This is a genomic window from Dorea sp. OM07-5 (genome assembly GCF_003481355.1).
In the GTDB taxonomy this organism is placed as follows: Bacteria; Bacillota; Clostridia; order Lachnospirales; family Lachnospiraceae; genus Dorea_D; species Dorea_D hominis.
The window spans coordinates 40,646-60,673 of the sequence record NZ_QUKZ01000004.1 but is presented as its reverse complement, the minus strand read 5'-3'; the positions used below and the strand labels follow the sequence as shown (position 1 = coordinate 60,673).

At 41.2% G+C, this 20,028-nt stretch carries 20 protein-coding genes; 3 read left to right on the top strand and 17 right to left on the bottom strand.

Annotated features, from left to right (window positions below):
- The 12 genes from DXC04_RS05030 to DXC04_RS04980 form a co-directional block, all read right to left on the bottom strand.
- Nucleotides 1-1,149 (bottom strand): exonuclease SbcCD subunit D, encoded by a 1,149-nt coding sequence (locus tag DXC04_RS05030; RefSeq protein WP_118660248.1) that lies wholly within the window; start codon nt 1,147-1,149, stop codon nt 1-3.
- Nucleotides 1,150-1,165: 16 nt separating this feature from the next.
- Complete coding sequence (locus DXC04_RS05025) at nt 1,166-2,551, bottom strand: sodium-dependent transporter (protein WP_118660246.1); 1,386 nt, start codon at nt 2,549-2,551, stop codon at nt 1,166-1,168.
- A gap of 122 nt (nt 2,552-2,673) precedes the next feature.
- The gene (locus DXC04_RS05020; RefSeq protein ID WP_199692525.1) at nt 2,674-4,032 is read right to left on the bottom strand and encodes a M20 family metallopeptidase; all 1,359 of its coding nucleotides are present in this window, start codon (nt 4,030-4,032) and stop codon (nt 2,674-2,676) included.
- Nucleotides 4,033-4,123: 91 nt separating this feature from the next.
- A complete protein-coding gene (locus tag DXC04_RS05015) occupies nt 4,124-5,233 on the bottom strand; it encodes a YkvI family membrane protein (protein ID WP_118660244.1) in 1,110 nt (369 codons plus the stop codon).
- 1 nt (nt 5,234) lies between these two features.
- On the bottom strand, nt 5,235-5,768 hold the full coding sequence (locus DXC04_RS05010) for a TIGR00730 family Rossman fold protein (protein WP_118660242.1): 534 nt from the start codon (nt 5,766-5,768) through the stop codon (nt 5,235-5,237).
- A 315-nt stretch (nt 5,769-6,083) separates the two neighbouring features.
- On the bottom strand, nt 6,084-7,118 hold the full coding sequence (locus tag DXC04_RS05005) for a fibronectin type III domain-containing protein (protein ID WP_118660240.1): 1,035 nt from the start codon (nt 7,116-7,118) through the stop codon (nt 6,084-6,086).
- Nucleotides 7,119-7,248: 130 nt separating this feature from the next.
- Nucleotides 7,249-8,808, bottom strand: a complete 1,560-nt coding sequence (locus tag DXC04_RS05000; protein WP_118660238.1) for an RNA polymerase sigma factor — start codon at nt 8,806-8,808, stop codon at nt 7,249-7,251.
- A 30-nt stretch (nt 8,809-8,838) separates the two neighbouring features.
- Complete coding sequence (locus tag DXC04_RS04995; RefSeq protein WP_021861279.1) at nt 8,839-9,252, bottom strand: C-GCAxxG-C-C family protein; 414 nt, start codon at nt 9,250-9,252, stop codon at nt 8,839-8,841.
- 57 nt (nt 9,253-9,309) lie between these two features.
- Nucleotides 9,310-9,447, bottom strand: coding sequence for a hypothetical protein (locus tag DXC04_RS15505; protein WP_021861277.1), 138 nt, complete (start codon nt 9,445-9,447; stop codon nt 9,310-9,312).
- A 180-nt stretch (nt 9,448-9,627) separates the two neighbouring features.
- Nucleotides 9,628-9,771 carry a YibE/F family protein gene (locus tag DXC04_RS04990; protein WP_243112106.1) on the bottom strand — a complete coding sequence of 48 codons (144 nt, stop codon included), beginning with the start codon at nt 9,769-9,771 and terminating at the stop codon, nt 9,628-9,630.
- Between the two features lie 92 nt (nt 9,772-9,863).
- Entirely contained in the window at nt 9,864-10,766 is a 903-nt protein-coding gene (locus DXC04_RS04985; protein ID WP_118520874.1) for a hypothetical protein, read from the bottom strand.
- 157 nt (nt 10,767-10,923) lie between these two features.
- Complete coding sequence (locus DXC04_RS04980; RefSeq protein WP_118660236.1) at nt 10,924-11,514, bottom strand: methylated-DNA--[protein]-cysteine S-methyltransferase; 591 nt, start codon at nt 11,512-11,514, stop codon at nt 10,924-10,926.
- Nucleotides 11,515-11,695: 181 nt separating this feature from the next.
- Between DXC04_RS04980 and DXC04_RS04975 the strand changes: the two genes are divergently transcribed.
- On the top strand, nt 11,696-11,971 hold the full coding sequence (locus DXC04_RS04975; protein ID WP_118660233.1) for an aldo/keto reductase: 276 nt from the start codon (nt 11,696-11,698) through the stop codon (nt 11,969-11,971).
- Nucleotides 11,968-13,011, top strand: a complete 1,044-nt coding sequence (locus tag DXC04_RS04970; RefSeq protein ID WP_021861271.1) for an ABC transporter substrate-binding protein — start codon at nt 11,968-11,970, stop codon at nt 13,009-13,011. Before DXC04_RS04975 ends, DXC04_RS04970 begins: the two co-directional genes overlap by 4 nt.
- Nucleotides 13,012-13,208: 197 nt before the next feature.
- On the opposite strand, the gene DXC04_RS04965 is transcribed toward DXC04_RS04970, so the two are convergent.
- The gene (locus tag DXC04_RS04965) at nt 13,209-13,712 is read right to left on the bottom strand and encodes a CarD family transcriptional regulator (RefSeq protein WP_021861270.1); all 504 of its coding nucleotides are present in this window, start codon (nt 13,710-13,712) and stop codon (nt 13,209-13,211) included.
- Nucleotides 13,713-13,876: 164 nt separating this feature from the next.
- Here DXC04_RS04965 and DXC04_RS04960 point away from each other — a divergent pair, with 164 nt between their 5' ends.
- Complete coding sequence (locus tag DXC04_RS04960) at nt 13,877-14,695, top strand: polysaccharide deacetylase family protein (RefSeq protein ID WP_118660231.1); 819 nt, start codon at nt 13,877-13,879, stop codon at nt 14,693-14,695.
- On the opposite strand, the gene DXC04_RS04955 is transcribed toward DXC04_RS04960, so the two are convergent.
- The 4 genes from DXC04_RS04955 to DXC04_RS04940 all read right to left on the bottom strand — a co-directional run bounded on the left by DXC04_RS04955 (nt 14,665) and on the right by DXC04_RS04940 (nt 19,987).
- Nucleotides 14,665-16,521: an ABC-F family ATP-binding cassette domain-containing protein gene (locus tag DXC04_RS04955; RefSeq protein WP_118660229.1), complete on the bottom strand. Its 1,857-nt coding sequence runs from the start codon at nt 16,519-16,521 to the stop codon at nt 14,665-14,667. The two genes, DXC04_RS04960 and DXC04_RS04955, sit on opposite strands and share 31 nt — an antisense overlap.
- Nucleotides 16,522-16,540: 19 nt before the next feature.
- The gene (locus DXC04_RS04950) at nt 16,541-17,923 is read right to left on the bottom strand and encodes an NCS2 family permease (protein ID WP_021861267.1); all 1,383 of its coding nucleotides are present in this window, start codon (nt 17,921-17,923) and stop codon (nt 16,541-16,543) included.
- Nucleotides 17,924-18,090: 167 nt separating this feature from the next.
- The gene (ptsP, locus tag DXC04_RS04945; RefSeq protein ID WP_118660228.1) at nt 18,091-19,713 is read right to left on the bottom strand and encodes a phosphoenolpyruvate--protein phosphotransferase; all 1,623 of its coding nucleotides are present in this window, start codon (nt 19,711-19,713) and stop codon (nt 18,091-18,093) included.
- 16 nt (nt 19,714-19,729) lie between these two features.
- Nucleotides 19,730-19,987, bottom strand: a complete 258-nt coding sequence (locus DXC04_RS04940) for an HPr family phosphocarrier protein (protein WP_021861265.1) — start codon at nt 19,985-19,987, stop codon at nt 19,730-19,732.
- Nucleotides 19,988-20,028: the final 41 nt, after the last annotated feature.

Here is a 20,028-nt window from a genome sequence, read left to right as displayed (position 1 = left end):
TTACTCAGCCTCCTTTGCTTCTTCTAATATCTGCAGGATCAGTGTTTCCTCTTCCGGATCCATCGTTCTTCCCTGCATTTTTTCAAAGAAATCTGCAAAATTTTCTTCCGGTGTTTTCAGGACCAGCTCTTCAGCTTCCATCCATTTCGTTCGGGTTCTTGTATTATCAATCCTCACTTCCAGTATTTTGGAAAATACGGTTTCTAACTGTTCTTTCGGATGATAGGGATCTGTCTCATCAGTCAATGTAATACTGACATAATCTTCCGGGCTGCGTTCTTCTTTTAAAATCTCCTTAAGTTTCCCTGTGATCTTACGGACATCCCTGAGAGGATGCAGCGGATACTCTTCTATTTTCACAGATTTCCCTTTTTCTCCGAGCGTTACAACTGTCAAAGCTTTCGTATGAGAGGCTTCACTGACCGAATATTTTAAAGGTGTTCCACAATAACGGATATGCTCATCTTTTACTTTCTGCTTTCCATGCAAATGTCCCAGTGCAACATAATCAAACGGCTCCACGCCTGTTATGTCTATCTGATCAAGCCCGCCAATCGAAATCGTTTCCGAATCACAGGTTTCCGGCAGGTAGCTTCCCATATAAAACTGGTGGGATACTAATACATTTCTCTCATCCTTAAAATTAATATTTTCCCTCTTGATCAGACGGTTCAACGCATCACTGTATGTCTCCGGTGGATTCTCTTCAAATAATCTGCGCACATATGCTGGTTTTAAAAAAGGGAGCAGGAAGAAGTTCACTTCTCCCCACTCATCCTTCAATGCAACCTTTTCTATATGCTCTTCTTCCTTCTGCGGCACACTGCCGGCCAGGTAAATCTTCTCTTTTTTCAAAATACCTGCTGCATACCTCAGACGATCCGCAGAATCATGATTTCCACTGATGATCATAACCGGAATCTGCGGACGTATCTTTGCTAATCTTGTAAGGAAATCATCAAATAATGTTACTGCCTCTGCAGACGGCACCGGCTTATCGTAGATATCTCCAGCGATCACAACCGCATCCGGATGTAATTTTCCGGCATATTCAATAATCTCTCCAAGAATGTGTTCCTGATCTTCCTTTAAGCTGTAATGATGTAACTGTTTGCCGATATGAAGATCGGACAAATGAAAAAATCGCATATCGTCTTACACCCCTTTACATGGAAATCCATCCAAATGCATTTGCAACCGAACTTGCCAGAATAATCATAGTGAAAATCGGGCATAAGTATTTGATCATCACAACAAAAATCTTCTTCCTGCGGAAACTGTTTTCCCCATGTCTGATCTCTTCCTCGATCCGGTCAATTCCAACGACTCTTGAAACTAATAAACTTGTCATCAGCGCTGCAATCGGCATCATGACTGAATTTGTCAGAAAATCAAAGAAATCCAGGAACTGCATACCGATGATCTTTACGAACGCAAGCGGTCCATATCCCAGACAGGATAAAGTACCCAGTAAGAGCATAATTACACCTACAACCACTGTTGCTTTCTTTCTGCTCCATCCAATCTCATCCTCGAATGTCGACACTGCACTTTCCGTCAGCGCAATCGAACTTGTAACAGCAGCAAAAAGCACCAGTAAAAAGAACAGGATACCGATAGCTGTTCCAAATCCCATATTCTGGAAAACCTTTGGAATGGTAATAAACATCAGCGACGGTCCTGCCTGAAGCGTATTCGGATCCCCGCCGGAAAATGCAAAGACTGCCGGAATGATCATAAGTCCCGCCATCATTGCGATTGCTGTATCAAAAATCTCAACATTTCTTGTAGAGTCTTCGATTGATGTTTCTTTCTTCATATAAGAACCAAATGTAACCAAAATACCCATCGCAATTGACAGGGAATAGAACATCTGTCCCATAGCTGCAACAACTGACATCCATGAGAAATTCTTAAAATTCGGTATCAGGAAATACTTCACTCCTGCCATTGCTCCCGGTCTTGTCACGGAATAAATGGCGATAATTACCGATAATACAATCAGTACCGGCATCATCAACTTGGATACACGTTCAATTCCGTTCCGCACTCCTGCATAAATAATCACCAGCGTAAACATACAGAAAACTACAAAACAGATCTCTGTAGATACTCCATTTGAAATAAAGCCGGAAAAGTACCCATCGGCTGCCAAATCTTTTCCATTTCCCATAATATATTCTTTCAGATACTTGAGTACCCATCCACCAATTACAGAATAATATGGCACGATCAGTATCGGAATGATCGCATTGATCCAGCCACCAAAAGACAACCAACCTGCTTTTTCAAATGACTTGAATGCCCCAACCGGACTTTTTCTTGTCATGCGTCCGAGTGCCGATTCTGCAACGATCATCGTATACCCGAATGTTAACGCAAGTATAACATAAATGAGAAGGAACATTCCTCCTCCGTACTTTGCTGCCAAATATGGAAATCTCCATATATTTCCCAGACCGACAGAGGCACCTGCCGCTGCCAGTACATACCCCAGTTTCCCTGAAAATGAACTTCTGTGATTCTTCATGACTTTTCCTCTCTTTTTCATTCGTTTTGCACATCGTAACATTCATTCTATCATTTTTCTCATCAAAAGTCACTACAGAGTTCCAAATATGAAAGAATCACAAATCAAAATTTCATCTTTTCATTTTATCGGTCAATCCCAGATTAGATCGCCAGCAGATTTTTCAAAGCTTCCATATACATCAGCACTGCCTCTTCCATGTCTGAAATGCGAATAAACTCATCTGCACCATGAATACGATAATCGATCTCCGTCTTTTCCGGTCCAAATGCAATTACATTCTTCAGATATTTTGCATATGTTCCACCTCCGATTACGATCGGCTGATTCTTCGTATCACCTGTCACATCTACATACGATCTATAGATCGCTTCTACAAGCGGAGACTCTCTTGGATAGAACAACGGCTCACCGAGCTTCTCAATCTCCATCCTGCCGTTTTCATCTTCTAATTTACCTTCACACATTTTGCGAACATCCTCCGGATGTAACGTCACAGGCACACGCACATCAATAGTACAAATAATTGTGCCATTTTCTGTCCGGACGGTTCCGTTGCACAAAGTCAGCACTCCGAATTCATCCTCAAATTTCAGACCAATCCCGGAGCCATCGCATGCTGTACCGATATGGGAATTATAATATGTAACAAAATCATCTTCGAATCCCGCTTCTGCAAGGCACGCACATGTAACACCTGCCGCATTTACTCCCTGTGTCGGCATACTTGCATGTGCCGGTACTCCTTTCGCGTAAATATGAAGTTCTCCATTTTCTTCCGTTACTTTGTACTCCGGAAGTCCAGATTCTGAAAACGCTTTTTCCAGACGTTCTTTCAGGCCTTCCTCTGCCGGAACTACCGTTGTACAAGTGTCACATACTGCATTGAATACAAATCCACCATTCATAGAAATGATCTTTGTATGTTTGGAGTAGGCATTTAACGCCATCTGTCCCATCTCTCCGTGAATACATGGGAAATCTGCGTCCGGGGTAAATCCATAGGACAGCTCTTCTGCGACTTTGTTGTAGTGTTTCATACACTCGGAGCCATTTTCCTCATTGCATCCCATAATCAGGCGCACTCTTTTATTCAGTTTTACACCGGAATCACGGAGCATCTTCATAGCATACAATCCTTCTACAACCGGTCCTTTATCATCTGTTGTTCCACGCCCGTATACATAATCGCCATCCCTTGTAAGCGCAAATGGCTCATATGTCCATCCGTCTCCTTCCGGTACAACATCCAGGTGTGCCGCAATACCTATGATTTCTTCGCCTTCACCCATCTCGGCATAACCGCAATAATTATCCAGATTCACGGCCTTAAAGCCAAGCTCGTCTGCGATCCGAAGTCCCTCTTCCAATGCTTTCGCCGGTGCTTCACCAAACGGTTTTCCTTCCAATGGTTCGCCTTCTACGGACGGAATGACTACCAGTCTTTCTAATTTTTCCAGCATTTCATCTGATAATGCGTGAATTTCTTCTTTTATATTCATTTCTCTACCTCCTCTTCCTGCCTAGTTTCTATTATTATACTGCGACTCATTTTCCTAATCAATGCGCAGAATATCTCCTATCATATTCATCTTATCTTTTTTTCAGACACACATTCATATAATTGTAAAACAGAATCAACAAAATTACAAATCCCAGATATCCGATAACCGGATACAACACGCTGACAATTACAGAAAAACCAAAGTGGCTTCCGGCAAGCCCGACAAGCGACATCACCAGTACGCGGAACCAGTTCGTATTCACAATTGATTTTTTCTGCACTTTCCACTCTTCTGCTCTGGAAAGAACCGCATACATACAACCACATGCCGCTGCCCAGATGCAGATTACCATCATAATTGCATAAACCGTACCGGCAGCCGGATGCAGCTTACGCGCCATCACAAGCGTCGGAAGTTCAGCCTGATAAACATTTCCATAATTACGGATAATCGCGATCACACAGACACATATCATTGCCGCAAGTGCTCCCGCACCGAGGATTCCTCCTCGGATAATCTTCCGATTGTCTTTCGCTTTCTGCCCTAACGGAACTACAACTGCAATTCCCACCGTTGTATTATAAGAGAAATATAAAAGTGCCGCCAGAAACCAGTTTTTCATCAATCCGTTTGTCACCTGCAGACTCTGGAAATCAATTGCTTTTGCCTGCGGCTGCATACATACGCAGAGGCAGATCACAACTCCTGCAATTACAACAAATGGGATAAAAGCTGACATGGATTTTGTAAATCCTTCGGTTCCAAATAATACCGGAACTGCCACAAAACAGGTATAAACAATCGCTGCAACCTGAAAGTTCATTCCGAACTGCTGTTCCAGAACCGTTGCTCCGACTGCTGTCATTGCCGGTATACATGCGATCATAAATCCAAGTGTGACAATCATGGAGAAAAGCCGGAGAAGTTTACTAAAGAAACCATCTCCCATTGGAGAAACCACTTTATCAAAATAAGGCGTATCCATTTTCTGCGCCAGACGCATAGCCATGATCACTGTAACCGCAACCAGTGTTTCACATACAAGAACGCCTGCAACTCCAATATATCCGAAATTTCCAAAAAACTGCATTAATTCATTGCCGGATGAAAATCCCGGTCCAACCATACTCCCGATTAAAGCTGTCGCAATTCCGAGAGTTGTAATCCTGACAAATTCATTTTTTTCTTTTGTTTTCATGTTATTCTCCTAAAATTGCTTTAATATCCGCAAGATTTTCCGCGAAATAAATCTGTTTCTGCCGTTCTTCTGTCGATAATCCCATCTCGATCATATGGAAAAGCAATGCTTTCAATCCATCATAATAACCGTTCAGATTGTATAAAATACATGGTGCATCCAATTGCTGCAGAGCTATCTGCGACATCACTTCTGCGATTTCTTCCAATGTGCCGGTCCCACCGGGAAATGCAATAAATGCATCGCCAAGCTCGATCATCTTACGCTTCCGCTCCGGAAAATCTTTTGTAACGATCAGCTCGGTCACGCCATCATACTGTACTTCACTTTGTATGAACATCTCCGGCTCTACACCGGTCACTTTTCCACCGGATTCCACTGCGCCTTCCGCCAGAATCCCCATAAGTCCGGTTTTTGATCCTCCATAGACGAGTGCATGTCCACTGTCGCCAATCCACTGCCCCAGTTCTTTTGCGGCTCTCTCCAAAGAATCGTCATTTCCTTTGTTCGCTCCTAAGTATACTGTAATATTCATCTCTTATGTTCCTGCCTTTTTCATTTATCTGCTATTTTTACACACATTCACCTACTACTATCTCTCGACACTCACTTATCAGTCAAACATTGTCTGCCAGTTCTCATTCTCATTTGCTTCAAAACACATCAGAATCTGTCCATTTACTCATGATTTTTTCTCCTATTGTCTTTGTCATTTTTTTGTTAGAGCCAATAGATACTATTTTATTATATAACAAACAGCAGACACATGAACAGCTTTTATAGCAATAAAATATGCAGATAGCCTGTTTCCAGACTGTCTGCATGTGTCATATCAGAATTTCTTCTGTTTTTATTTTGTTTTAACAGACTTCTTTGCTGACCAGGAAGAATATACTTTATGATCTAAATAGTTATTGTATGCACGAACTCTTACATAGTATCTCTTCTTTGCTTTTAATCCTTTGACTGTATAAGAAGTTGAACCAAATGTCTTTGTCTTGCTTCCTTTGAAGTTGCTCTTCTCTGAATACTGTACCTGATAACCTTTTGCGGTTACTTTCTTTGCAGTTACTTTAAAGCTCTTTTTGCCGCTGCTCAGTTTTGTAACAGAAGTAGCTTTCGGTCTTGCAGCTTTTTCATCACTAATACGGAAATTGTATCCGCCATGTCCCTTTCCGGAGATTTTTATGTAGTAAGTACCTTTCCCAAGGGAATCCAGCCACCAATTATCGATATAGTCTCCATTGCTGTTATAAACATCCTTAGACGCCTTGCCGGAATATACCAATGCTCCTTTGGATACTACCGTAAATTTAAACCAGTCTACATCGGAACCGATTCCATTAAATCCATAATATGTCTTATTCAGACCAACTGTTCTGGCATCATATTTTTCCTCTACCTGATTTACGAAGTTTTCCGGAAAAGTCTCTTTATATCCTTTAAACTGGAAAGTAATGTTATACGGATTACTGCTTGTATCTGAGACACTGTTCTTTACCTCGATCAGATAGGTTGCTCCTTTACTCAGAGAATAGGTTTGCGTGTATTCCTGGCTTGTACTCCACCGGTCTGCCCAATTACTCAGTACATCATCAGAGAACTCTTCTACCAGACGTAAGTTTACAGCTGCTGTTTTCGCTTTTACAATTGTTTTTAAGTCGCCTGCTGTTTTCGGTGTGAAACGATAACAATGTACTGCATCCTTACTGAGATTTTTATTTGAATATTTTGCTCTTCCATTCGAATCCAGTTTGATGGTTCCCTGTGTACTTTCCGTTGCATAGGTTGCGATAGAATTATCTGCCGCCTGTACGGTTGCCGGTGACAAAGCAGCAAATCCCATTGCCGCTGTTAATAAGAATGTGATCATTTTCTTTTTCATAGTATGTCTCCTTTTCTTTTGCCTTCGCGTAATTAAAAAATTACGCTTACATTTTTGTATTATACTATATAGACAGGTCGAGTTTGAAAAAAGTTTTAAAAATTTGAAAAAAATTTTTATTTTTTTATCTTTACTTCAAAACCTGCAATCCGCTTTGATCTGTAATGCTTTTCCAGGATACTTCCTGATTGCTGTTTTCAAACTCAGAAGTCGCCGTGTCATCGATACGGAATGTCTGTTCTGCTGAACCATATACCAGTATTTTGTTCCTTACTGTAATCCGGTGAACCTCACACATTCCAGTTCCCTGTGTGATCAGATTCATGAGCAGTCCATTGCCATCTGCCGCTATATGCAGATCTTCCACATTCTCTTCACCCTGAATTGTCACCAGCTCATACCCGTTCGCTGTCTGTTCACAGGAAAACAAGCGCAGATCATAGATTGTCATCGGTGCCGCGTCCTGTTTCGGACCGACTCCCAGTTCCGGGATCTGGTCTCCATCGATATCAGTGACAAAATAATAATAGTCTGTATTATTCTCCATCTGCGTAAATTCGTATTTTCCATTCTGCACATCAGTCAGCACCTGCTCGTATAAATTCCGTATCTCTGTCTGATCTGATTGTTTTTTATCTTGTTTCTTATCCTGTTGCTGTTTGTTTTCTTTCTTTTGATGACTTTTTGTATCTGTTGTTGTATCTGTATCTTCTGTCATCTGTGCGGTTGTCGCTGCCTTGGAAAGCCGGTCTGCCATGTGATTTTCGTTATTCAACTGATACACTCCGTAACTGCCTGCTCCGACTATGCACGTTGCAACAACTGCCGCTGCGATTTTACCGGCTGCAATCTTTCCTGCAGTGGATGCAGTGCCTTTCGCTACTGTTTTTCCTGCCGCGGATGCAGTGCCTTTCGCTGCTGCTTTTCCTGCCGCCGAGGTACTGCTCTTCGCTGCTGTATTTCCTGCGATCGTAGAAGCTTTAGCCGTAGCTTTTTTCAAAACAACTGCTTCTACTTTTTCTCCTGCCATACGAAATGCCGGCTCTGCTGCCATGACCTTCTGATCGGTACTCAGTAAATATAACACAAGCGGAATCGGCGCCACACTGTACAGCCGGTATCCTTTTTTCTGCATTTCCTCTGCTTTACTCTTCAGATTTTTTCTTCCATAATTTAATCTGGATTTGACTGTATTCTCTGAACAGTCCATTGTCCGGGCAATCTCGGAAATGGATATATTTTCAATATGAAACATCAGAATACACATCCGCTGTTCTTCCGAAAGCGTATCCATCATCTCATGCACCAGTTCTTTCGTCTCTTCCTGTGTATAGGCAAGTTCCGGCTGATTTTCTGGATTGTCATCCTCTACATCATACACATATTCTTCGCCTTCCCCATCCACAGCAAGCTCTGAAAACAACATCGGATTCTTCTTTGCCAGCATATTTTTCGCCGTATTTGCCACGATCATTCCAAGCCAGCCTTCAAATGCTTCTGGGTTCTGAAGCGTTGGCAGTTTCTGAAATGCTTTCAAATACGCTTCCTGCAGCACATCTTCTGCTGCCTCTTTGTTCTTCATATACTGTAAGGCCAGATAATATTTTTTCTGACAGGTCTGTTCATATAGATAGGCGAATCCTCTCTCATCGCCTTTTACTGCCTGTGCAATTGCTGTCTTAAGATCCATATTTACCCTCTTCTTAGTCGTAATTTCCTTTTATTTCGCAGATTTTAAATATTCTTCCGTCAGCTCTACTGCATCTGCGATACACTGCGGGCAGCTGCACAGGACTTTCCCTGTATCCACACCTTTTAATTCACGACAGATGCAGGAACCATTTTTCTCTTTAAACTTCTGGACATAAGTTTTAATTTTCTTATAGGTATCTCCTTTTGACGGGGAACCTTCTTCTACATTCCCTTTACTGTTATCCAGACCAATGATCATTGCCATTCCGGAAAGCGCACCGCACATCTCCATCACGCCCATGCCAAGTCCAAAACCTTCCGCGATCCGGAACATTTCCTGCTCGACAATCCCAAATTCTTTGCAAAATGTGCAGGCTACTGCCTGTGCACAGTTGCATCCATTTTTATGTAATTTTACTGCATATTCTGTTTTTGCGCTCATTTTGTCTTCCTCCTGGTCTTTGTTGTAAGTGATTTTGCCCATTTTTCAATTTCCTGTTTATTTGCACGGTTCAGAAGCAACTCTCTTTGTTGTTCCACTTGCACTGAAATATGCAACCAATTTCTTTGCCATTGTAATTACCTTCTTAAATTTTACATTAAAAAATGTGTAAGACTTTCTTTTTATCGTACACATTTATTATAGTTCTCTTTTTGTATTATGACTAATACTTATATTAGTATGTATGACAATCTGGACTCTTGGATAATTCTTTCCTTTGCGTCACTACTTTATTTTCATTTATCTGTATTGGCCATTTTAGTTATATACGATTAAATCATCTGTATTTTTCTCACATATATACACCATAACGAATTACTTTTCACAAGTCAATTCGTTTTTTCCTTTTCTTCCAATCAAAAACGCTGCTATAAACGCAGTAACCGGCACTGTCAGAACAACTCCAAGGCTTCCGGACATGCCCTGCATGATCTCGATTTCTCCTTTATAGTTGAGCATTTTCGGTGTCGAGATTCACTATAAAGGAGGATTGTAAAAATTTGATATTGAAAATCGGGAAATTTAATTTAAAAGATTATAAGTTTACGATATTAAAACAAATCCAGCATATTGTCCAGATAAATTTCTTCCCTTACCTTAAGCTGGTATTCCGGCTTTGTCATGTAATACAGCAGGAATTCCAGAATCAGGGCACTGCCAAGGCTTCGTCCTTCAATTTTAAAATTAGAAAATCCCATTGGCAGATATCTCTTCTGAATATCCTGGATACCAATAAATCCCTGATTCTTCATGGCTTTTGAAAATCGATACCCGCCTTCTGAATCCGGTGCATTGCAATGGAAATCGCTGCAGTCTTCCCCCAAATTTCTGCGGCTGACCGTTTCATAACACTCTTTTCTGTCTTTGCAGCCAAAATAGCAACATTCATTACAGAGAAATTCTATTTTATCCTTCTGTCCGGCAGACAGCGTATCTAACTTATCAAATGCTTTATTCAGCCGGAAATCCGGCACAACAAACTGAAATTCATCTCTTATTACTTCCTCATGCAGCTGTATGAAATCTTTCAGAACCTTTGTTGTCGAAGATACCAGGTAAAGGTCCGGATAATTTCTGCGCAGATGATCCACCAACAAGTCTGCGTAAACGATCACTCCATTTTTCACCGCGCTGTCATGTGCAAACAATGCACAGAGTGCATTACATTTTTTATCTGTAAGATGCTCTTCTTTAAGCAGGGAATTGCTAAATGTCAAACGGGCGGATATTCCGTATTCCTTCATCAACGCCAGTACATCCTGTGGACTCCCATCTCCGAATCCGGCACGTCCACCACCCCAGAGACAGTCAGCAGGTGCCCCGTAGATGGAACCAATCTCGCACCAGTTGTAAAAATATTCTCTGTGTTCACGAAATAACGGCAGAAATACACGATAAAATTCATAAAACTCGAACAATCCCGGAAGATGATAATATGCTGTATCTTTTTTCATTTTATATGTTCCTCAAATCACTTATTTATCTGCTATTCCAACATTGTTTTTTCTGTTCATGCAGATATAGTAGACCGCACTCATAACAACTCCCACCGTTGTATATACTGGTACAGCCAGTCCAATCATTGTCAGGCTTGCATTTGGTGGATACTCATCACATATGCAAACGGCAGACATATTTCACGGCAACTTCTTTTATTTGTTCTTCATCTGACTTTCTTCTGCAAGTTTTTTTCCCTGTGCCAGCATTTATATCTATATGTTCTAACTCAAGCAGTGCAATTTTCTTATCAATTCCTCCGGCATATCCTGTCAGACCGCCATTCGTTCCCACTACACGGTGACAGGGAATGATAACAGAAATTTCATTATGTCCGACTGCACCGCCTACTGCCTGTGCAGACATATAGGAAGTATTTTTCATCTCAGCCACTTTACGGGCAATTTCTCCGTATGTGATTGTCTGTCCATATGGAATCTGCAATAAGATCTGCCATACCTTATGTCTGAATTCTGATCCTTCTGGATTAAGAGGCGGTGTAAATTCTGGTTCTTTCCCGGAAAAATAGATATCCAGCCATTTTTTTGCCTCTGTAAGAATCTTCGTTTCCTGTGAAATATGCTCATCCGAAAGTGTATTTGCAAAATGTTTCTGCCCTTCAAACCACAAACCGGTAAGACCGATTTCATCAGCTGCTAAAAGGATGTTGCCAATTGGTGATTTATATTTGCAAGTATATATCATATCAATGCTTCTCCTTTTTCGTTATTTTGAAAGCCGCCATTTCAATGTTCAGGTCTGTCCTCCGGAGTTCCGTTTTTAGGACGTCCCTAAATTTTTTCTTGACTTCGTGTTGCACAAACTTGTTAGGATAAATATAGCACAGAGAGTTACTCCGAGTAAATACAATAGTGGAGGATTGAACATGGAATATTTAGCTTTAAATAACGGCATTCAAATGCCACTTGCAGGTTTCGGTACATTTATGCTTAACAAAGAAACCTGTACAAATGCAGTCACAGCAACCATCGAAACTGTCTATCGGATGACCGACACTGCTGAACAGACGGTCATGCAATCGCTTTCAAATCTTCAGACAGACTATATTGACCTGCTGCTCCTGCACTGGCCACATCACCTTTTCAACTCTGCGGAATATACTATACATCATAGAACTTATTTCATAGGGAGGAATATATGAAAAAGCATATTTCCGCATTTCTTCTGCTTCTTGCAGTATCTGTCACTACCATTTTCGGATGTGCTTCCACAAAAGAAACAACTTCAGATTCAACCAAAAGCGAAAAAACATCAACAGAAATGACTCCGGTTACTTTAAACGAAGTTGCTCATTCCATCTTTTACGCACCGATGTATGTTGCCATCGAGAAAGGTTATTTCAAAGATGAAGGAATTGCCCTTACGCTCCAGACCGGTTTTGGTGCTGACAAGACAATGACTGCTGTCATTTCCGGAAGTGCTGATATCGGATTCATGGGATCTGAAGCTTCCATCTATACCTACAACGAAGGAGCAAATGATTATGTTGTCAACTTTGCACAGTTGACACAGCGCGCAGGAAATTTCCTTGTAGCCCGAGAAAAACTGGATAATTTTAAATGGGAAGACTTAAAAGGCAAGAAAGTACTTGGCGGAAGAAAAGGTGGAATGCCGGAAATGGTATTTGAGTATACCTTAAAGAAAAATGGCATTGATCCGTCCAAAGATCTGTCCATCAATCAGAACATTGATTTTGGTTCAACTGCTGCCGCTTTCGCTGAAAAAAAGACACCAGCTGACTTTACTGTAGAATTTGAACCAGGTGCAACCAACCTCGAAAAAGAAGGCAAAGGTTACGTTGTCGCTTCTCTTGGCACTGACAGCGGCTATGTTCCATATACTGCATTCTGTGCAAAACAGTCTTATATCAAAAAGAACGCCTCTGTCATCCAAAACTTTACAAACGCACTGCAAAAAGGTATGGATTATGTACAGTCCCATTCCCCGGAAGAAATCGCAAGCGTTATCGCCCCTCAATTTAAAGAAACAGATCATGGCACCATCACTACAATCCTTACCCGCTACTATAATCAGGATACATGGAAAGATAATCTGATTTTTGAAAAGAAAAGCTTTGACCTCTTACAGGATATCCTGGAAAGCTCCGGTGAGCTCACAAAACGTGCTCCATATGATGACCTTGTAACAACCACTTATGCCGAAAAAGCAGCTGAAAGATAAAATTTGTTGTCAAATACTTTATGTAAGCATAGCGCATTTTTCTCTCTGTCATAATTTGCATAACCTGCCATTGGATTCTATGACAACAGAGGCAAAATAAGCAGGAACAGTCAGAAATATTCTACTCCTTCTGACCGTTCCTGCTCTTTGAAATTATAATCATCCCCATATAAATACCAATTACAATTCTTCTCGAATTATGCTCCCTTCATCTGGCTGCTTAAGTATCCTTTCACCTCTTCACGACTCATCTCCAGCGCCACCGCCAGCTCGCCGCAGAGAAATTTCTCCGCAATTCCAAGATACCTGTCATCCACATGTGTAACTTTCTTTCCTCTGGAAAGCCGCTCCATCTTTCTTTCATAAGAGGTTTTAATAATAACGATCCATTCTCTGCACTGATTTTTCAACATTGCTTCTTTGTAAAGTCCTTCACGTTTCTTCTCATCTGTCACAGTCAGTTGTTCAATATCACCCAGCTGTGCGATCAACGTCTCCGCTTCCTGTTTTGTAATCACTTCCCGAATCTGGTTCTTCTTGTTCTCCACCGGGGTATATACCGTTCCGTCTTTATCATAAATTGGCTTTAACGTATAATACTCTTTCTCGTTGTCAGAACAACTCAAACTGATTTTTCCAATATCTACAACCTGACACACACCTTCTTTATAATGTGCTACATAATCACCTATTTTAAACATATCTTCCTCCATCTCATCATCTGACAAACTACAGCACATTTTCCCTCTTATAATACAATTATAGCAATTTTTTTCATATTATGTAAGATTTTTTTACTATTATTCATAAAATTTCTGTCTATGGCATATATCTTAATAATCAATCGGACTTTTGGAGACTCTCTATGAAAAAAACACTTTTGAAATTTGCCGGAATCGGACTCTTATTTGTCTACTCCTTCTTCTCCGGAAGATATCTCGCTTCTCTTTTCTCTCTTTCTTCTTCATCTACCGAAACTGCTGCATCATCCGAAGCTATAGAAAACTGGGGTCTCGGATTCCAGAAAGATGGAACCCGTCCCACTGCAAATGCAACTATCGATGAACTGAAAAAATATAATGCCCACTACGCAGCAGACACCAATAAAAAGAAAATCTATCTGACTTTTGATTGTGGTTATGAAAATGGAAATACAGGCAAGATCCTTGATACACTGAAAAACCATCACGCCAAAGCAACCTTCTTTGTTGTCGGTAACTTTATTACTTCCAATCCGGAGCTTGTAAAAAGAATCCATAAAGAAGGACATATTGTCGGCAATCACACGTATCACCATCCCGATATGTCTAAAATTGCCACAAAAGAGGCTTTTGAAAAAGAATTAAAAGATGTGGAAACTGCTTATAAGCAGCTCACCGGTGAGAAAATGACTCGCTTCTACCGGCCACCACAGGGCAAATACAGCATCTCTAATCTTAAGATGGCAAAGGAAACAGGTTATCATACTTTCTTCTGGAGTCTTGCCTATGTGGACTGGTATGCCGATAAACAGCCAACAAAAGAAGAAGCTTTTAAAAAGCTTCTTCCTCGTATTCATCCCGGTGCTATTGTTTTATTACATAATACTTCTTCTACCAACGGTTCCATTCTTGACGAACTGCTTACACGCTGGGAAGATATGGGATATCATTTTTATTCTTTAGAAGAATTTGCCGCTTCCTGAATCTGTTCATTCAGATCATTCAGATAAACCCACCGGTCCATTTTCTCGTCCAGCTGCTGGCTCACTTCTTCCTTTTTCTCGAGAAGTTCATTTAACTTCACAGAATTGGAGGCGTTTTCCAGCATCTGGGCATCCAGAACTTCAATCTTCTCTTCCAGTGCAGTGATCTCCTCATCGATCGTCTCAAATTCCCGCTGTTCTTTGTAGGAGAATTTTAATTTCTTATCATGTTTTTTCCATGTTACACGACTGTCCTCAGCGCTATTCTCACTTCCGGACTTCTCCGTCTGTGCTGCGGAACCGACTCCCATACTTTTAACTGTCATATCCGGCAGTCCTTCCAGTTCTTTACGAATCAGATAGTCAGAATATCCTCCTTCATACTGGCGGATCGCCCCTTCTCCCTCAAATGCAAAGATTCTTCTTACTGTCCGGTCAAGGAAGTAGCGGTCATGCGATACGACAATGATGATTCCATCAAAACCGTCCAGATAATTTTCAAGAATTGTAAGTGTCTGGATATCCAGATCGTTGGTCGGCTCATCCAGGATCAGCACATTCGGCGCACTCATCAGAATCCGCAGAAGATACAGTCTCCTCTTCTCACCACCGGAAAGCTTCTCAATCTTTGACCACTGGATCGCTCCCTCAAACAGGAAACGCTCTAGCATCTGTGATGCTGTGATTCTTCCATCCGAAGTCTGAATATACTCTCCCGCTTCTTTCACATAGTCGATGACTTTTATTGAATCATCCATGTATTCATTCTCCTGAGAAAAATAGCCGATCCGTATTGTCTGCCCGATTTCTATCGTTCCGGTATCCGGTTTCACAATTCCATTGATGATCTTAAGTAACGTTGTCTTTCCACATCCGTTCGGTCCGATAATTCCAATCCGGTCATTTTTCAGAAAAATATAATTATAATCCCGGATCAGCAGATGATTCCCATAGGATTTGGAAATATCAGAAAGTTCAATTGTTTTATTTCCCATCCGTGATGCGGTAGACGTAAGCAGTACCTGCTTTTCTTCCTGAATATCCTTCATCTCCTGCATTGCCTGAATACGGTCAATATGTGCTTTCTGTTTCGTGCTTCGTGCACGTGCGCCACGGTGCAGCCATTCAAGCTCTGTCCGAAGCAGGCTTTTTCTCTTGCGTTCTGTTGCAAGTGCCATATTCTGACGCTCTTCTTTCAGTTCCACAAACTTCGCATAATTTCCCGGATAACTGTACAGCTTTCCTTTGTCCACTTCTACGATCCTGGTTGCGATACGGTCAAGGAAATAGCGGTCATGTGTAACCATCAGAACCGCACCGCGAAATGAGATCAGATAATTTTCCAGCCACTCTGACATCGCATTGTCCAAATGGTTGGTCGGCTCATCCAAGATCAGAATGTCCGCAGGCGTCAGAAGCGCGTTGACTAACGCAACACGCTTCTTCTGTCCGCCGGACATATGCTCTACTTTTTCTTCATAATCCGCAAAACCGAGCTGGTTCAGCATGGATCTTGCATCCGCTTCTATCGTCCAGCGGTTCCATTCTTCCATATTTCCGCCGACCGCAGCCTGCAAAATCGTTGTTCCAGGTGTAAATACCGGTGTCTGCGGAAGATAGCAGATCTTCACCTGATTACCCATACTGATCTTTCCGGCATCTGCTTCTTCAATCCCTGCAACCACTTTCAACAGAGTTGATTTCCCCATTCCGTTTACACCGATCACACCGATTTTTTCATTTTCATTAATACTAAATCCTACATCATCCAGAAGTATCCGGTCTGTGTATGATTTTGTAATATTTTCCATTGTAAATAAATTCATGCTAAATCCAGCCTTTCTTTTACAGGAAGATATATTTTAATACAAATAAAACTGCAAGCACATACATCAGTGCACTGATTTTCTTCTCTTTTGCCTTACCTGTCAGAAGATTTAATACTACATATGTGATAACCCCCATAGAGATTCCTTCGGAAATGCTGTAGAAGAACGGCATAGCTCCGATACAGATGTAACATGGAATTGCTTCAGAAACATCTGAGAAATCAATATTTACAACGTTTGTCAGCATATAGAATCCAACGATGACAAGTGCCGGTGCTGTTGCAAAGGATGGGATGGCAAGGAAGATCGGTGACAGAAACAGTGACAGTCCGAAAAGGATCGCTGTTGTAACTGCTGTGAGTCCGGTTCTTCCGCCTTCTGTAACACCGGATGCACTTTCAACGAAAGTTGTTGTTGTAGAAGTACCAAGAACAGCTCCTGCTGTTGTTGCTACCGCATCTGCCATTAATGCCCCTTTGATATGTGGCAGTTTTCCATCTTCATCCAGCATGTTTGCTTTGGAAGATACACCAATCAGAGTTCCGATCGTATCAAACATATCTACAAACAGGAAGGCAAATACAACCACAATAAAGTTCAGTGAAAACATAGAATGGAAATCCAGCTTTGCAAATACCGGAGCAATACTTGGAATAGAAAGTCCGTTGCTGAAATCAGGAAGCAGACTGTAGAATCCAACATCCGGATTCGGTACATAGATTCCTGCGAACTGACATCCGATTCCTAACAGCCATGTAATCAAGATTCCCCATAAAATATTTCCCTTGATATTTCTTATAACTAAGATTCCTGTGATCAGAATACCGATAATTGCAAGAAGTACTGTGATTCCTACATCATGGAAAGTAGCTTTTACGCCATTTGCCGCATTGTAGTTATCCAGTGAATATAACTGAAGCAGTGTAGATCCTCCGATTACAATCTTAGCATTTTGTAAACCGATAAATGCGATGAACAGACCGATACCTACGCTGACTGCAGCTTTTAAGTTCTTCGGAATTGCATTGAAAATTGCTTCACGGACATTTGTTGCAGACAGAATAATAAAGATAATACCTTCTGCAAATACTGCTGTTAATGCAACTTTCCAGCTGTATCCGTAGACACCTACAACTGTATATGCAAAATATGCATTCAGTCCCATACCTGGTGCAAGTGCAAACGGATAGTTTGCAAATACCGCCATCAGGACTGTGCCAAGTAATGCTGCCAGTGCTGTTGCTGTAAAGACTGCACCTGAATCCATACCTGCTGCTGACATAATACTTGGATTAACTGCAAGAATATATGCCATTGTCATAAATGTTGTGATTCCGGCAATAACTTCTGTCTTCACATCTGTGCCGTTCTCACGTAGTTTGAAAACTTTTTCTAACATGTATTTTCCTCCTTGTCCTCTCATTAATTTAGAAACATAGTTTCCTAGGTAACAATAACAGTTTCATTCTAACAAAATAGAGCCATAAAGTAAATGGCTCTATTTCTTGAAAACACTTTTTCATCTATATTATTTTTAGGAGGGGTTTATATTTTTTTATTTTGCTTCTAATCTGCTTCTCTTATTCGTTTGCGGAGCGGGAGAATCATTCCCGGTGCAACGGATAATTCATCAATTCCCATCTCAAGGAATGTCTCTGTCAGACTTAAGTCTGCTCCGAGTTCTCCGCAGATTCCAATCCATTTTCCTTCTGCATGTGCATTTTCTGCTGCCATACGGATCATAGATAATACTGCCGGATGATGGGAATCATAAAACGGTTCCAGCTTCTGATTCTGACGGTCGATCGCCAATGTATACTGTGTCAGGTCATTTGTTCCGACACTAAAGAAATCCACTTCTTTTGCAAGGTCACGACTTACCATGACTGCCGCCGGTGTCTCGATCATAACACCAAGTTCAACATTCTCGCGGAAATCAATTCCTTCTTCCTTAAGTTCCTGCTTTACTTCCTCAATAATCTTTTTGATCTGCTTTATTTCATCTACAGATATGATCATTGGGAACATGATTGCAATCTGACCGTAAGCCGATGCACGATACAGCGCACGGAGCTGTGTCTTAAAAATCTCCTGTCTTGTCAGGCAGATACGAATCGCACGATATCCAAGTGCCGGATTTTCTTCTTTATCCAGTCCGAAATAATCTACCTGCTTGTCGGCTCCTATATCAAGCGTACGGATAATGACACGTTTTCCTGCCATATTTTCCGCAACCTGTTTGTATACCTTAAACTGCTCTTCCTCAGTCGGGAAAGTTTCACTTTCCAGATATAAGAACTCACTTCGGAACAGCCCAATACCGCCTGCATCGTTTTTAAGAACAGCACCAACATCTGAAAGATTTCCGATATTGGCATATACCATTACTTTCTGACCGCTTTTCGTAATATTTTCTTTACCCTTAAGCTGCTCCAATAGTGCTTTCTGCTCCTGATCTTCTTTTTGTTTCTCGCGCATACGCGTAAATGTCTCTTTATCCGGATCGATGTAGATTACACCTTCCATTCCGTCTACGATTGCTTCTTTTCCGTCATATTCCTTTTTCAGGTCTTCTCCGATGCCAATCACTGCCGGAATGTTCATCGTTCTTGCCAAAATTGCAGTATGTGAATTTGCAGAACCGAACATTGTAATAAAAGAAAGAACTTTTTCTTTATCCAGCTGTACTGTCTCGCTTGGGACAAGATCATCTGCTGCAATGATCACCGGTTCATTCATTTCCATGGATGCACTGTTCTGGTCACTTAAAACCTGGATCAGACGTTCGGATACATCTTTTACATCCGCTGCACGTCCCTGCATATATGCATCATCCATCGCCGCAAACATTGCCGCAAAATTATCGGCTGTTGTCGCAACTGCATATTCTGCATTCACTTCCTGGGAAGTAATAATATTTACAATAGACTCTACATAGTCTAGATCTTCCAGCATCATCTGGTGAATTTCAAAAATCATGGCATTTGTCTCGCCAACGTCATCCAGGGCCTTGTCATGTAATTCCTGAAGCTGTGAGACTGCTTTTTCTTTTGCAGCCTCAAAACGCTTCACTTCCTGTTCGGTATCTTCTACACGGCTCCGCTTGATCTGGATTTCATTTCTTTTATAAAATGCGATTTTTCCAATCGCAATTCCTCCAAATACACTTTTTCCTGATAAAGTAATCATAGCCTTCTACCTCTTCTTACAGGTTCTCTTTGAAAAACTGTTCCATTCCTTCGATTGCTTCTGCTTCGTCAGCACCTTCTGCTGTCATGAAGATTTCTTCTCCGTTTTTCACTCCAAGTCCCATAACACCGAAGATTCTCTTAGCGTCTGCGCTCTTTTCACCTTTGCCGATCATAATTGTTGATGCATAGGAGGCTGCCTTCTTTACTAAAAGTCCTGCCGGTCTTGCATGGATTCCTTCTGGATCTGTGATTACATACTTAAATTCTTTCATTTTTTTGTTCTCCTTTTCTCTTTATTATAATTTTTTGTTAC